Annotated in this window: 14 protein-coding genes; 8 read left to right on the top strand and 6 right to left on the bottom strand. The window is 68.0% G+C overall.

Annotated features, from left to right (window positions below; all coding sequences use genetic code 11):
• Nucleotides 1-6: 6 nt before the first annotated feature.
• From G6O54_RS12995 to G6O54_RS12985, 3 genes are read left to right on the top strand one after another with little or no spacing between them, the layout of a single operon-like run.
• Nucleotides 7-975: a hypothetical protein gene (locus G6O54_RS12995; RefSeq protein WP_165225828.1), complete on the top strand. Its 969-nt coding sequence runs from the start codon at nt 7-9 to the stop codon at nt 973-975.
• Complete coding sequence (locus G6O54_RS12990; protein WP_165225825.1) at nt 972-2,243, top strand: FAD-binding oxidoreductase; 1,272 nt, start codon at nt 972-974, stop codon at nt 2,241-2,243. The genes G6O54_RS12995 and G6O54_RS12990 overlap by 4 nt, the downstream gene beginning before the upstream one ends.
• Entirely contained in the window at nt 2,240-3,586 is a 1,347-nt protein-coding gene (locus tag G6O54_RS12985; protein WP_165225822.1) for a (Fe-S)-binding protein, read from the top strand. Before G6O54_RS12990 ends, G6O54_RS12985 begins: the two co-directional genes overlap by 4 nt.
• Here the strand turns inward: G6O54_RS12985 and G6O54_RS12980 are convergent.
• Together G6O54_RS12980 and aceB are read right to left on the bottom strand one after the other, a co-directional pair.
• Entirely contained in the window at nt 3,573-3,719 is a 147-nt protein-coding gene (locus G6O54_RS12980) for a hypothetical protein (RefSeq protein ID WP_165225819.1), read from the bottom strand. The genes G6O54_RS12985 and G6O54_RS12980 overlap by 14 nt on opposite strands.
• Complete coding sequence (gene aceB, locus G6O54_RS12975) at nt 3,716-5,326, bottom strand: malate synthase A (protein WP_165225816.1); 1,611 nt, start codon at nt 5,324-5,326, stop codon at nt 3,716-3,718. Before aceB ends, G6O54_RS12980 begins: the two co-directional genes overlap by 4 nt.
• Nucleotides 5,327-5,421: 95 nt before the next feature.
• On the opposite strand from aceB, the gene G6O54_RS38810 reads away from it, so the two are divergent.
• The 4 genes from G6O54_RS38810 to G6O54_RS12960 all read left to right on the top strand — a co-directional run bounded on the left by G6O54_RS38810 (nt 5,422) and on the right by G6O54_RS12960 (nt 8,935).
• The gene (locus tag G6O54_RS38810; RefSeq protein WP_369432140.1) at nt 5,422-5,883 is read left to right on the top strand and encodes a LysR family transcriptional regulator; all 462 of its coding nucleotides are present in this window, start codon (nt 5,422-5,424) and stop codon (nt 5,881-5,883) included.
• Between the two features lie 149 nt (nt 5,884-6,032).
• The gene (locus G6O54_RS12970; RefSeq protein WP_165225813.1) at nt 6,033-7,031 is read left to right on the top strand and encodes an NAD(P)H-dependent glycerol-3-phosphate dehydrogenase; all 999 of its coding nucleotides are present in this window, start codon (nt 6,033-6,035) and stop codon (nt 7,029-7,031) included.
• Nucleotides 7,028-7,597: a DUF1802 family protein gene (locus G6O54_RS12965; protein WP_250846865.1), complete on the top strand. Its 570-nt coding sequence runs from the start codon at nt 7,028-7,030 to the stop codon at nt 7,595-7,597. The genes G6O54_RS12970 and G6O54_RS12965 overlap by 4 nt, the downstream gene beginning before the upstream one ends.
• 87 nt (nt 7,598-7,684) lie before the next feature.
• The gene (locus G6O54_RS12960) at nt 7,685-8,935 is read left to right on the top strand and encodes a rhomboid family intramembrane serine protease (protein ID WP_165225807.1); all 1,251 of its coding nucleotides are present in this window, start codon (nt 7,685-7,687) and stop codon (nt 8,933-8,935) included.
• Nucleotides 8,936-8,955: 20 nt separating this feature from the next.
• Here G6O54_RS12960 and G6O54_RS12955 read toward each other — a convergent pair whose 3' ends face one another.
• From G6O54_RS12955 to G6O54_RS12945, 3 genes are all read right to left on the bottom strand, one after another.
• Nucleotides 8,956-9,684 carry a UDP-2,3-diacylglucosamine diphosphatase gene (locus tag G6O54_RS12955; protein WP_165225804.1) on the bottom strand — a complete coding sequence of 243 codons (729 nt, stop codon included), beginning with the start codon at nt 9,682-9,684 and terminating at the stop codon, nt 8,956-8,958.
• Nucleotides 9,685-9,712: 28 nt separating this feature from the next.
• A complete protein-coding gene (locus G6O54_RS12950; RefSeq protein WP_165225801.1) occupies nt 9,713-10,657 on the bottom strand; it encodes an MBL fold metallo-hydrolase in 945 nt (314 codons plus the stop codon).
• Between the two features lie 1,369 nt (nt 10,658-12,026).
• The gene (locus tag G6O54_RS12945) at nt 12,027-12,278 is read right to left on the bottom strand and encodes a hypothetical protein (RefSeq protein ID WP_165225798.1); all 252 of its coding nucleotides are present in this window, start codon (nt 12,276-12,278) and stop codon (nt 12,027-12,029) included.
• A gap of 616 nt (nt 12,279-12,894) precedes the next feature.
• Here G6O54_RS12945 and G6O54_RS12940 point away from each other — a divergent pair.
• Nucleotides 12,895-13,560 carry a hypothetical protein gene (locus G6O54_RS12940; RefSeq protein WP_165225795.1) on the top strand — a complete coding sequence of 222 codons (666 nt, stop codon included), beginning with the start codon at nt 12,895-12,897 and terminating at the stop codon, nt 13,558-13,560.
• Here G6O54_RS12940 and G6O54_RS12935 read toward each other — a convergent pair.
• Nucleotides 13,520-14,161, bottom strand: a complete 642-nt coding sequence (locus G6O54_RS12935) for a class I SAM-dependent methyltransferase (RefSeq protein ID WP_165225792.1) — start codon at nt 14,159-14,161, stop codon at nt 13,520-13,522. The two genes, G6O54_RS12940 and G6O54_RS12935, sit on opposite strands and share 41 nt — an antisense overlap.
• Nucleotides 14,162-14,248 lie beyond the last annotated feature (87 nt).

The raw sequence follows: 14,248 nt of genomic DNA, 5'->3' as shown, positions 1-14,248 counted from the left end.
AAGATCATGCAGAACGACCCCAACCAGGGCGACAGGAACCAGCGGCGTGCCACCCGGCGCGACCCCTACTCGCGATGGAGCCGGCTCCCTCCCGTCTTCCGATCGGGCGAGTACCGGATCCCCGCCGCCGGGGAGGAGCCCCAGCGGATCATCCTCCACGTCAAGACCGCGACGCTCGACCGGGCGCAGATCCTGGCCGAGAAGGCCGGCGCAGCCTCGCTTTCGGACTACTGCGCCGGCCTCCTCTCTCGAGCCATCGACGACGAGAGCTACCGGAGCCAGGTCGCCGAGTCCGAGGCCCGCCGGGGAAAGCTCGAGGGCCTGAACGCCATCGCCGACGACCCGGACTATCTGGCGGAATGGCGGGAGAAGTCCGAATCCGCGGAGTTCTCGCCGGCGACTCATCCGACCGATGACGACAGCCTCGACTCCGGGGCCGCCCTGACCGTCCCCATCCACGACGTCCGCTTTCTCGACCCCGACGACGCGATCGACGGGGAGGCGGACGGCCAGGGAAGCCCCGACGCTCCGCCCGTGGTCCGCATCGAGCGCTCTCGGCCGCAGGGAGAACCGCGCATTTCCGAAAGGATCAGGCCCGACGTGCTCAGCGAATCGGCCAGGGACGTCGTGATCCGCGGCCTCGGGACCGACGAACCGTCGTCCGAGGATTTCTTGCCCGCGCTTCGCGCCGGCCGGCAGGTTCGGCCCGAGAAGGGCGAGGAGCTGTTGCGGGCGCTCGATCAGGTCGAGGCGGAGCTTCGCGGGGTGAACCTCCTCGAGAGACGCCTCTCATACTCCCTCCATCGGCTGGCCCTGGAGTCGCAGGTCCTGCTCACGGAGCTCTGGCCGGGCGTCTTCGACGATTCGACCATCGAGCTCATCCGCGCGGTGCAGGAACGAGTCGAAAGGATCCTCTCGGGGCTGGAGATTTCCTATGCACCCGACGATGGCCCCGGCGCCGAGGGGGGGACATGAGCGGCCCATGGACCGATGGCTGGCCCGAACCTCCCGGCGGCGGGCCGCTGGGCGACGGTCGTCACGCGACCGCCCGGATCCGCCCCGAATCCCTGGATCAGCTCGGCGAGGCCGTCCGCGACACCGTCCGCGCCGGACAGGCCCTGTACCCCCAGGGGGGCGGCACGGCCATCGAGCTGGGCGAGCCCCCATCGCGGCCGGGCGTGATCCTCGACATGCGTGCCATGGATCGCGTGATCGACTATCCGCACGCCGACATGACGATCACGGTGGAGGCGGGCATCACCGCGGAGGCGTTGGCACGGGTCCTGGCATCGCAGGGACAGCGGCTGCTCGTCGAGGCCGCCCAGCCCGAGCGTGCCACCCTGGGGGGCGTCTTCGCGACCGGCGCGTGCGGCCCGCGCCGATATGCCTGGGGGAGGCCCCGCGACCAGATCATCGGCGTCCAGTTCGTGACCTCGGAGGGAGTCGCGGTGAAGGGGGGAGGTCGGGTCGTCAAGAACGTCGCCGGCTACGACTTCCCCAAGCTGATGACGGGCTCGCTCGGGACGCTCGGCATCCTCACCAGCATGACACTCAAGGTGCGCCCGAAGCCCGAGGCGTCCGTCGTGGCCTGGACGATCCTGGATGCCGACCACGATCTCGAGTCCGTGCTGGCGTGGTTGAACACGTCCGACGCGAGGCCGGTGGCGATCGACGTGCTCGATCCCCGGGCCGCGGAGGTCGTGGGAGGCCCGGCGGGGCTGCCCGCCGGCCGTCGCACCCTTGCGATCGGCCTCGAGGGGAGTGAGGTCTCCGTCCGCTGGCAGATCGGGCGGCTCCGCGATGAGCTGAGGCCGACCGAGATCGTCGTCGTCGAGGATGAGCGGGTCGAGGGGCTCTGGTCGGCCCTCGGGGAATTCCAGGTGCGCGGCCCGGGCCCGGTCTCGCTCCTCGCCGCGATCCGGCCGTCGCTGGTCGCGAGCTTCCTCGATCAGGTCGACGGCAATCGCTGGACGTTCCAGTGCCATGCGGGCGACGGCGTAGTCCGGCTCCACTCCCGGGACGATCCTGGCCTCGAGGCGGTGGCGGACCAGGTCCGACGCTTCCGCGCAACCGTTTCCGCGCACGGCGGGACCCTGACCGTCCCGCGCTGTCCGACCGACTGGAAGCCGAGGCTCAACGTCTGGGGCGATCCGCGTCCCGACTGGTCGCTGGCGGCGAAGATCAAGCGGGCACTCGATCCTCACGGGGCCCTCAACCCCGGCCGTTTCGTGGGTGGCATATGACCGTCGCGACCGAGGACAACGTGGCGTCTGCGGGCATCGACCTCGACTGGCTGTCGCGGCGGATCGACTACCGCAACTTCCAGGAATGCGTCCACTGCGGCCTGTGCACGGCGAGCTGCCCGACGTACCTGGAAACCTCGAACGAGAACGATAGCCCGCGGGGGCGGATCTACCTGATGCGCGCCGTGACCGACGGCCGCCTGGCGATGGGCGCGGCCGTCCGCCGGCACCTCGACCTCTGCCTCGACTGCCGGGCCTGCGAATCGGCCTGTCCCTCGGGGGTGCACTACGGCTCCCTGATCGAGCCGTTCCAGATCGCCATGAACCAGTCGGCTGCCGGTGGCTCGCGCCGGAGCCTGCTGGAACGACTCGTGCTGCATCACCTGTTCCCGTATTCGGGCCGAGTTCGGGCCGCACTCTTGCCGGCGTGGATCTCCCAGAAGCTCGGCCTGATCGCCCTGGCGGAACGAACCGGGGCGACGAGGATGCTGCCGCGGACGATGCGATCGATGGTCGCCATGCTCCCCCGGCTTTCGCGGCCCGGTTCGAGGCTGCCGGAGGTCCTGCCGCCGATCGGCCCGAGGCGGGCTCGCGTGGCGCTCTTCACCGGCTGCGTCGCCGACGCGCTCCAGCCGGAGACGAATCGGGCCACGGCCCGGGTCCTCCGGCGGAACGGCTGCGAGGTCATCGTCCCGAGGGGGCAGGTCTGTTGCGGGGCGATGCACTATCATTCCGGCGCGGAGGGGCCGGCGCTCGGCCTCGCCCGGGAGAACATCGATGCCTTCCGGTCCGGCGACCTCGACGCCATCGTGGTCAACGCCGCCGGCTGCGGGGCGTTCATGAAGGAATACCCGCGCGTGCTGCCGCCCGCCGACAGGGAGCGCGCGACGGTCTTCGCGGGGAAGGTGGCCGACGTCTCGGAGTTCCTGGTTGGCCTGGGCGCGGCGACCCCGACTCACCCCGTCCCGATGAAGGTCGCCTATCACGACGCGTGCCACCTGTGCCATGCCCAGCACGTCCGTTCCCAGCCCCGGCGGCTGCTCGAGTCGATCCCGGGCCTGGAGCTCGTCCCCCTGGACGAGAGCGAGCTCTGCTGCGGCGCGGCCGGGACGTACAACCTGACGCAGCCCGAGATGTCGGCCCGGCTCGGCCTGAGGAAGATGGATCGGATCGAATCGACGGGCGCGGATGCCGTGGCGGCCGGCAACATCGGCTGCCTGCTCCAGATCGCCCGGATGGCGAGGGAGCGAGGCAGCCGCGTGCGGGTCATCCATACCGTCGATCTCCTGGACCGGGCCTATGGCGGTCCGGATCTCGCATCAACCGGCGTCAATGCGACCTGACGACGTCGAGCCGCTCCTCCTCCGCGGAGCCAGTGAGGAACGGCTGGTCGCGCGGGGCCGCGTCGCTCGTCACGAGCTGGGCGGACGGCCGACGATGGGGTTCCGCGGCGAGCACTTCCGGACGGGGCGTCAATCCAGGTACTTGTACGCGGGCAGGGTCAGGAACTCGACGAGCGCGGGGCTCGTCGTGACCTCGTCGAAGATCTGGCGCGCGATCGGGAACTTGCCCGAGTCGTAGGCCTCCGGCCCGATGTCCGCGCGGATCTTGCCGAGCTCCTCGTCCATGAGCTGTCGGAACAGCTCGACGGTGATCTTGCGGCCGTCGTCGAGCTTCCCCGCGGGGTGCCGGATCCACTGCCAGATCTGGGTGCGGGAGATCTCGCAGGTGGCGGCGTCCTCCATCAGGTTGAAGATGGGGACGCAGCCGCTGCCGCGCAGCCAGCTCTCCAGGTAGCGAAGGCCGACGTTGATGTTGATGCGGAGGCCGGCCTCGGTGATGGGCCCGGCGGGGACGGCCAGGAGGTCGGCCGCCGCGACGTTCACGTCCTCGCGGAGCCGGTCGAGCTGATTGGGCCCGGGCATCCGCGCGTCGAAGACTTCCAGCGCGATCGGCACCAGGCCGGGGTGGGCGACCCAGGTCCCATCGTGGCCGTCGGTGGCCTCTCGGAGCTTGTCCTCGCGGACCCTCTGGAGGGCCTTCTCGTTGGCCTCGGGGTCGTTCTTGATGGGGATCTGGGCGGCCATCCCGCCCATGGCAAAGGCCCCGCGGCGATGGCACGTCCGGATCGTCAGTTGGGAATATGACCGGAGGAAGTGGGTCGTCATGGTGACCAGGGCGCGGTCCGGCAGCACGAACTCGGGCCGCTCGCGGAACTTCTTGATGAAGCTGAAGATGTAGTCCCACCGGCCGCAATTCAGGCCGACGATGTGGTCGCGGAGCTCGTAGAGGATCTCGTCCATCTCGAACGCCGCCAGGATCGTCTCGATCAGGACCGTGGCCCGGGCGGTCCCCACGGGCAGGCCGAGCGCCTCCTCCGCCCGCGTGAAGACGTCGTTCCAGAGCCGGGCCTCGAGGTGGCTCTCGAGCTTGGGCAGGTAGTAGTAAGGCCCGCTCCCCTTCGCCTTGAGGGTCGCGGCGTTGTGGATCAGGTAGAGCGTGAAGTCGAAGATCGAGCCGGAGACCGGCCGGCCGTCCACCAGGACGTGGGCCTCGTCGAGATGCCAGCCCCGGGGGCGGATCATGAGCGTGGCCGGCTTCGGGTTCAGCCGATATTTCTTCCCCTCGGGGCTTTCATACGCGATGTCGCCGCGGTTGGCGTCCCTGACGTTGACCTGGCCCTCGATGGTCCCTTCCCAGGTCGGCGAATGGGCGTCCTCGAAGTCCGCCATGAAGACGCGCGCACCCGAGTTGAGGGCGTTGATCACCATCTTGCGATCGACCGGGCCGGTGATCTCGACGCGGCGATCGAGCAGGTCGGAGGGGATCGGCGCCACCTTCCAGTCGGCCTCGCGGATCGCCCGGGTCTCCTCGAGGAAGTCGGGGTTCCAGCCCCCGTCGAGTCGTGCCTGCACGTCGACTCGTCGCGCCAGGAGCTCGCGACGCCGGCCCTCGAACTCGCGGTGGAGCGAGGCGACCAGCGTCAGGGCCTCCGGGGTCAGGATCTGCTCGTAGCCGGGCCGAATGGGGCCGCGGATCTCCACGCCGGCGACGGCCGGCGATTCGGTCTCGGATGCAGGCATCGTCGTGCCCTCCGCTTCAGGATGGTGGGCTTGAGGTCAGTCTAGGAACGTCCGGTAAGTCGCAACAGTCCGATCCATTCCATAAAGATTATTGAATCAATGGTGGTAGTCCGTATCATCGGGTCGTCCAGTGCTCGTCGCGTCCATGCCCGGGGCCTCGGGCCAGATGCGCTCGGCATGAAGAAGCTCGGATCATCACCGGGAGCATCTCCCTGGCGTCCGAACGAACCGGCCTGTGCCAACCCTCCCTCTCCCTCCAGATCCCGTCGCGGGAGGTCGAATTCCAGGCCAGGCCCTTCCAGCGCCGAGGGCCCAGGATCCCGCTCACGGCGGAGGGCCAGGATCTCGACCGCCTGGCTCGGCCCCTGGTCGAGTCCATCGACGCGCCGCCGGCGACCTTTGACGCCAGTCGCCACGGGCTGGAAACGGGCAGGCTCACCATCGCCGCCGGCGAGTCCACGATTCTGTACCTCCTGTCCGGGACGATCAAGGCGTATGCCGCCGCCCACCCCGGAATTGAAATCCGGCTCCGGAACGTGCCCGGTCAGGACGGTTAAAGGATGCCTCGCCAACCGAGGCTCGATCCGCGGGCGGGGTCGCCGACTCCGTGCGCCTGTCACGGAGGCATCGCGGCCCTTATACTATGACTTTCGCCGGTGACGAGACTCGCCGTCTCCGACCCGAATGAAACGGTGATGCCTCCATCATGAAACGCGTGGTGATCCTGGGTGCGGGCGGAATGGGGACGGCGCTGGCGCTCCTCTTCCGCGCGGCCGTACCGGAAGTCGTCCTCTGGTCGAGATCGGCCGAGCATGCGTCGGCGATGTCGCGGGATCGCGTCAACGGCCGCCACCTGCCCGGGATCCCCATCCCGCCGGAGATCCAGATCCGGTCGAGCCTCGCCGAGGTCCTCGCCGGGGCGGACCTCGTCGTCGCGGCGGTGCCGACCGCGTACCTGCGGGGGGTCATGGAGCTGGCCTCCGGGCATCTGGATCGCAACGTCCCCTTCCTGAGCGTCGTGAAGGGGATCGAGAACGGCACCTTCGACCGACCCTCGGAGATCATCCTCGAGACGGCCGGCCCGCGCCCGGTGGCCGTCCTCAGCGGCCCGAGCCACGCCGAGGAGATCGCTCGCGGCCTGCCCGCCTCCGTGGTCGTGGCCGGGCGCTCGCCCGAGCTCAACCGGCTGGTCCAGGAGTCGCTCAGCCACGAGGCATTCCGGGTCTACACCAATCCCGACGCCGTCGGCGTGGAGCTCGCGGGGGCCCTCAAGAACATCCTCGGGATCGCGGCGGGTGTCTGCGACGGGCTCGGATTCGGCGACAACGCCAAGGCGGCCATGATCACCCGGGGGCTGGTGGAGGTCGGACGCCTGGGCGTCGCGCTCGGGGGCCTCGCCGCCACGTTCCACGGGCTGGCCGGCTTCGGCGACGTGGTGACGACCTGCTACAGCCCGTTCGGCCGGAATCGGTCGGTCGGCGAGCGGATCGGGCGGGGCGAGTCCCTCGAGCAGATCCTGGCCGGGATGGTCGACGTCGCCGAGGGCGTGCCCACGACGCGTAGCGTCCACGCGCTCGCCCGCAAGATCGGCGTCGAGATGCCCATCACGGCCGAGCTTCATCGCGTCCTCTTCGAGGGGAAAGACCCGCGCATCGCCGTCAACGACCTGATGGTCCGCCTGCCCCGAGGGGAGTGGGATTCATGAACGAGCTCCCGTCCGCGTGCGGGATCGCCTTCAAGGAGTGGGACGGCGTCTGCCGGGCCCTGCTCGAGGGCAGGCAGTCTCTCCTGGTCCGAAAGGGCGGGATCGAGGAGGATGGGGGCGTCTTCCGGCCGGAACATCCGGACTTCTGGCTCTACCCCACCCACGTCCACCAGGCCGAGCAGGGGCTCAGCGAGTCCTGGGGGACGCGGCGGGCCGGGCCCGTCCCCCGCCCGGAGGATCCGGTCCCGATCACGGGACTCGCCCACGTCGAGCTGGTGGCCCGCGTGACCGACCTGGAGAGGCTGGCCACGCTCATGCCGCATCACGTCTGGACCGAGGAGACGATTCTCAAGCGTTACCATTATCGTCAGCCAGGCCTCTGGGTGCTGGTGGTTCGAGTCTACCGACGCCCGACGGCGACCACCCTGATCCCGACGCCGGAGCAGCTCGGCTGCAAGTCCTGGGTGTCGCTGCCGGACCCGATCGAGACCTCCGGGGTGATGCCCGTGCTCGATGACTCCGACTGGAAGGGGCGGCTCGATACGCTCCGCACGTTGTTATCCTGATTCCGGAAGTGCGAGCCCGATCTCGCGGTCAGCGGCGACCGGCCGGGTCTCCGCCGCGACGACTCGCGATAGCCACAGAGAGCCTCAATGCCCTTCCGCACCCTCCTGCGAGAAATCCGTCAGTTCCCCGCCACGGCGGCCTTCTCGCTGGCCTGGCTCCTGGTCTTCGCGGCGATGGCGATCCTCTCGCACCGGGAGAATCCGACCCAGGACTGGTGGGGGCTGCTCATCCGGGGGATCGGCACCGGTCAACGCTTCGGGGACCTCTCCCTCGCCGCGCTCCGTCAGGGGCAGGTCTGGCGCCTCGTGACCTGCAACTTCGTCCATTTCAGCGTCCTCCACCTGGGGGTGAACCTCTTCGCCTTCTACCTCCTGGGCTCGCTGGTGGAGTCGTGGTACGGCTCCTCGCTCTTCGCGGCCATCTACCTCGTCGCCGGCGCCGCGGGGAATGCCCTGGCCATGCTCGCGAGGGCCTGGGCGGGGAGCAATCCGCTCAACCAGTCGGGCGGGGGCTCGGTCGTCATCATGGCGCTGATCGGCCTCTGCGCCACGGTCGGCTGGAGATCCAGGACCTCGATGGGGAGCGACCTCGGCTGGCAGATGGCCAAGGCCGTCGTGATGACGGGCCTGCTCGGCGTGGCCTTCTCGCGATACATCGACAACCTCGGCCACCTCGGCGGGCTCCTCGCGGGCGTCTCGATCGGCCTGATGCATCGCGGGCTCCTGCGGCTCTACGGCCGGCCGATCGCCTGGCTCGTGGGGCAGGTTGCCATGGCCCTGATCGTGGCGAGCGGGCTGGCGCAGTGGGCCGACGAGCATCGCCGGGGCTCGTCCCACGGAGATGTCCGCGAGGACCTGCTGCGGCGGGCCTTCGAGGAGACGAACATGACGCTCGGCGTCGTGGCCCTGCTCGGGGAGGACGTCGGCGGTCGGAAGAATGCCGTCCGGGCCTTCGAAACGGCCGGAGGCATCCTCGAAAGCGGCGGGGGCCGTCCGCCCTTCCGGCGGGGGCTTGCCCTGGCGCTGGCCGCATCGAAACGGCCCCTGGGCGACGCGGAACGCGCGGAATACGACCGCTGCCTGGGGATGATCACGGCCCACGTCCTGAACATTTTTGAACCGGTCTTCCGCCTCGGGCCGGATCCGGCGGCCGTCGATCGGCTGCGAGCGCTCGCGCTGGCGGCGGAGTCGCGGCCCCTCGCGGAGGAGGAACGGGAGGAATTCCGTCGGACGATCGCCATGGAGAAGGACTTCGTCGGCAAGGAGCTGGCGGAGCGAGTCAGGCGCTACTGGCGGCAGCAGGACGAGGAGGCGCGGGCCCGGGCCCGGCTTCGGTGAGCTCGCGGCCGGCGTCGAATTCAGGCCGGCGGGCCGACGCCCACGGGCTCCGCGACGGGCGGCAGGACGTGGAAGGTCGCGCCCTCGGCATCGATCCGGAGATAGCTCGACCTGCGCTGCCAGCCGCCCAGGATCACCATCCGGGGGACGCCGTCGGAATCATCCACCGCCCGGTGGACATGCCCCAGGATCACGAGGTCCGCCCTGTCCCGCTGGGCGTCCGCGTATCGCCGAAAGACGGCGAGATGCCGGCCCTCATCCTTCAGGAGGTCGTTCCGGTTCTTTCGATCGAGGACGCGGTCCAGGAGGCCGGCCAGGGGGCCGGGGACCTTGCCGAAGGCCCGGAAGAACTGGCGGGTCTCCATGAGGGCCTTCCACTTCTTGCGGGCACCCAGGAGGTGGCCGTGGACCATGTGGATGCGGTGTCCATGGATCGTCATCTCGTGCGGCTCGGCGACCATCGTGGCGCCCAGGGTGGACTCGTAGAACGGCCCCATCCAGAGGTCGTGATTGCCGGGCATGATGAAGAGCGACCCGCCCCGGGCTCGGAAGTCGGCGAGGGCGACGAACCCCTCGTCGCGGACGATCTCGCTCTCGGCATAGCGCGTGCTCATCCAGAAGTCGCAGAGGTCGCCGACGATCCAGAGCACGTCGTTGCGATCGAGGGACCGCAACCATGAGGCGAACCGCCCCGCGCGGTCCGGGTGATCGGGTCGCAGGTGGATGTCGCTGGCGAAATAGTAGGCCACGATGGTCGAGTCCAGGCAGGTGGGTCGTTCAGGCGTTGTCCTGGAAGAGGCCGGGGAGCATCGCCACGGTCGCGGCCGCGGCCGCGGCGGTCCGGGAGCGGCCGGGGCGCCGGGGGGCCGGCGCGGACGACGGTGGCTTGCGTGCGGTGTCGAGGATCAGGTTCGGGTGGGCCGGGGACTGCCGTGCGGCGTGGATCAGGATCCGCCGGCCCGTCTCCTCGACCGCCTCGCGGGCCTCGTGGATGGCGAGCTCCGGCCGGTTGCACTGCTGGCTGAGGTGCAGCAGGACGAGGTGCCGGACCCGATCGCGCGACGACCGGTGGAGCACCGCGCGGACCAGCTCCGCCCCCTGGCGGTTGGAAAGGTGCCCGTGGTCGCCGAGGTTCCGGGCGATCAGGGCGGCGGAGCGCCCGGACATCCTCTGCATCGCGACGTCGTGATTGAACTCCACGCCCAGCACGTCGACGTCCGCCAGGGCGTCGGCCATCGCCTCGGACCAGCAGCCCGTGTCGGTGACGTAACCCAGGCTGACGGCCCGGGCCCGCCGCCGCGGGACGGACTCGATCCGGAACCCGTACGTCGGGCCGCCATGCCGGAGCGGGATCGGCTCGATCCGGAACCCGCCCGGGGCCAGGAACGGGCCCTCGTCGTAATGCCGGACCAGCCCCTGGCGATCCATGTCCTGGAATCCCTGGTCGTGCTCGAGCTCGTCCCGGTGCCCCTCGTGGCAGTAGAGCGCGATCCCCCGCCGGAGCATCGCCTGGAGCATGCCGGATTCGACGTGATCGCCGTGGGTGTGGCTGAGCAGGACGGCGGCAACCCGCGCCAGGTCGCCGCCGATGCTCCTGAGCCGCTGATCCATCGTCCTCGGCCCGAGCCCGGCATCGATGAGCAGCCCCTGACCGCCCGCCTCGGCGATCAGCGACGAGTTGCCCCTCGACCCGCTTCCGAGCACGGCAAACTGGAATACCATCGTTGGTCCCGCCTCGATCGGCCCGGCCCTCCTGCTGGCGATCTGGAGCCGAATGCCCGAGTTTAGGCCAACGAATATCTCCCGACAAGACGAGACCTCGACGCCCACCGATGGCCGGCCGAACGGCCATCCCCCCCGACCCTCCGTCTCGCCCTCCCCCCGCCGCCGCGAATTGGCTTCGTTCGTCGCGACGTGGTCCCCGGCGCGTCGATCGCAAGTCCTTTCTGAAAATGGCTTTTGATGCGATTTTCTCGATTGGCTTTGATGGCACCATCCCGAATGCGAAAGCCACGGATTGACAGTCCTGCGCGAGCTTTTCGGACGGGTGACCATCCGCGTGAGCGGGTGGTTCGGACGGGGCGCAGCCCTCCAGCTTCCGGCGTAAGCCGGACCGCCTTCGAGCGAGCGACAGCCTGCCCCGTGGATCGCACTGACGTGCGAGGCTTGAGGCTTCGCCCGTCCAATCCACGATCTGACGATCGTGGCCACCCATGCTTGCGTGGTCATGCCGACTGTCAATCCTCGGGAGCCGAATTCTCATCATCGTGCGACGATGCCGCCTTGATGGCATCGTTCCGGGTCGACGAGCCTCGTTCCGACATCCCGGCGCCCACCCGAGGCGGGCGAGGGCCAGCCCCCCTTCCGGGTGGCTGCCATGGAGCGAAGCGACCCTCCGCCAGCGCCTTCGCCCTGCCATGGCCTGCCCGCGGCGAAGGCCCCCGGGCCGCGGGGTCGCTTCGCCGCCGCCCAGCCACCCGAGGCGAATTGGCTTTGTTCGTCGCGTTGTGGTCCCCGGCACGTCGACCGTAAGTCCTGAATGATCATGGACTTCGATGCGTTTTTTTGATTGGCTTTGATGGCGCATTTCTGGCGTTTCCAGAGTCGTCGCAATCGTCTCTCCGCGTCCGTCCCGGGTCGCGTCCCGGCCTCGCCCGTCCTCGGCCTCGGCCCGAAGCCGGCAGAGCTCCTCGAGGATCGCCCTCAGCTCCCGCTTCATCGCCGCGATCTCCCGACGCCGTTCCGCGTGCGCGGCCTCGGCGTCGAGGACGTCCCCGGTGCGTCCCCACCTCGTCGGTGGTTGGGTCCCCGGTCGTCCGTCTCGCCCGTTCCCCTCAATCTGGGCTTCAGTCGTCATCGTCGGAAGCCTCCGCGTCGGGATGTCATGCCCTGGGGTCGATCGATCGAAACACGGAGCGCGCGCGCAGTCGCTCGCGGCGCCGCGCAACGTCTACTCAATACAATCCCGAAAAGACGCCGGCCAGTTTCACGAATCCGGAAAATCGAGTTCGAGGGCGGCAAGTCGGGCGGTGCCCTCGGCTCCGTCTTAAGATCGGAGCGTCGACGATCCCGAGGTGGAAGGCGCCGGGGGTCATGGCCGCCGCCTCTTCGGCGGCTTCCTCGTCGACCGCGCCGGCGTGGGGCGGTCCCGCGGATCATCGGCCGGAGTCTGCCGGCCTTCGATCGACAGCCGTTCGCGAGCCCGGCGGACGGACTCGTGGAGGGTCTTCTCGAGCAGCTCGCGCGGCGGCAGCTCGGTCAAGGACTGGGGGACGCGGATGCCGCTCCGGTCGAGATGGAGACGCTCAACGCGACCGTCCGACGTGTCCGAGCAGACGAACACCGCCGAGCCGTCGGGCCCCCGGTGGTCTCGGGCGGGATCGAGCCGCGTTCAGACCGCGAGGCCCGCACTCTTCAAGGCCGGCATTTCCTCCCACCTCTCCAGCTTTCCTATCTTGGGTGCGTGGCCACTGATTGCGTGGCCACTGATTGCTCCATATCTTGGGTGCGTGGCCACTGATTGCTGGCCACTGATTGCTGCTGATTGCTGATTGCGGGTATTCGAGCAGCAAAGGAGTCGAGGTCTCGAAGCGCAAGCGACTTCCTAGCTAGAAATTCCGCGGATTGATTACCTCGATAGGGGCGGTTAGATTCGTCACTCCATGGGCCGGCTTTCGGGGTCTGGTTCCGCCTGCGTACTTCTCTTTGGACTGCCAACTATGCGGAACTCTAACGTAGGGCCTTGTTGCTCATTGGTTTGCGCCATCTGGTTCCTGGCGTTTTTCGGGGGTTCGCGAATTTGGGCTCAGGATGCTGCCGCCCCCGTCAAGCCCGCCGTGGTCGCTCCCTCCGAGCCGGTTGTGCGACCGACGTCGAAGGATGGAGACGCGAAACCACAAGCCGTCACTCCTCAACCGACAGGCTCGCCTGCCGCCCCGGGGGCAGATCCGACTCAGGCAATGCAGACCAGGCTCGACCGGCTCCAGGAGACGATCGACAGACTGGCGAAGAAGACCGACGACTCATCCGCGTGGACAACCAAGGATGTTGCGAGCCTCTTGAGCGCTCTCGCGGCGTTGGCGGCTCTCTTCATGTCCAACCGTGCCGTAAGCATCAGTCGATCGATGACGCTCACTCAGCTTCGCCAGAACGTGAGAAACGAAAGGGCGAAGGCGCTGCAGACGAAGCTAGACACATTCTACGGCCCGCTCGTTCAGCTCCGGAACACTAGCAATCTGTTGTACAATGTGTTCCGTTCTCGCCAGCGGGATCCTGCGAGTTTCCGCACACTTACGGCGTTGCTGTCGGGGGTTCAGTTCGAAGGCAACGACAAGGTCCTGCTCGACGAAATCATCAAGATTGGCGAGGAGACAGAGAACTTAATTCTCAAATCCTCGGGCCTCGTCGATGAGGACATCCAACCGCTACTCGGCAAGGCGACAACGCACTATAGGATTCTCAGGCTTGCACACAAAGGCCTGCTTAAGGGGGAACCCGAGAAGTACCAAGAACACGTCTACCCGCGCGAACTCGACCCGAAGATCACAGCGAAAGTAGGGCAGATTCAGTGCGAGATTGCTTCCCTCACGCGGGTAGATGCGAACGCCTCATCGACCCCGACCTGACGATCGCCAGGCTAGCGATCCATGGGATTTCCTGAAAGCCGCCGTCAGCCAGACGGCGCCGCTCTATATCTATTTGTAGATCATAAACGGAGAAATTGGATTCAGCCAGGATGTCGCTCCATTCATCGGCCGCATAGAACGTGGTGAACCTTCCGAGCGAATCCGTTTCCTCCCCAATACCTAGTTTGAGCCCCGCGAACAGTGGAGCCCCAGGTTTCAGGCAGGCCGCGATTTGCCGAAGTGCTCGGCCGATGGCACTACGCGGAAGGTGCAAGAGAGACGCCATCGCCCAGGCAGCGTCGAAAGCTTCCGCCCTGAACGGGACGAGCCGAATGTTCCCTAGCACGGTCGCCTGTCCGGAGAATCGAGCCGCCAATCCGAGGAGGGGCAACGAATAGTCAATCCCGACCGGCCGGTGTCCGCCCTTGGCGAAGCGTTTCAGATCGCGGCCGGAACCACAACCTAGGTCGATGATGGCTGATCCCGGCTTGAGATGGGCCTCGAACATCGCCCAATAGGACGATAAATCCCGCTCGCAAGTCTGCAAGAAGTAGGCGTCTGACGAGCCTTCGTAATAGCGCCGGGTGGTATCTGGACCCATCGTTTCAGTTCCGATTGATCGCCGCGACGTACATAGACGACAAGAGATGGTTTGCGACGTTCTCCCATCGGAATGATAGGCAAGACT

It is taken from the genome of Aquisphaera insulae, from assembly GCF_011064615.1.
In the GTDB taxonomy this organism is placed as follows: domain Bacteria; phylum Planctomycetota; class Planctomycetia; order Isosphaerales; family Isosphaeraceae; genus Aquisphaera; species Aquisphaera insulae.
Note: the sequence above shows the minus strand (reverse complement) of the source record. Positions and strands in the feature narration are given on the sequence as shown.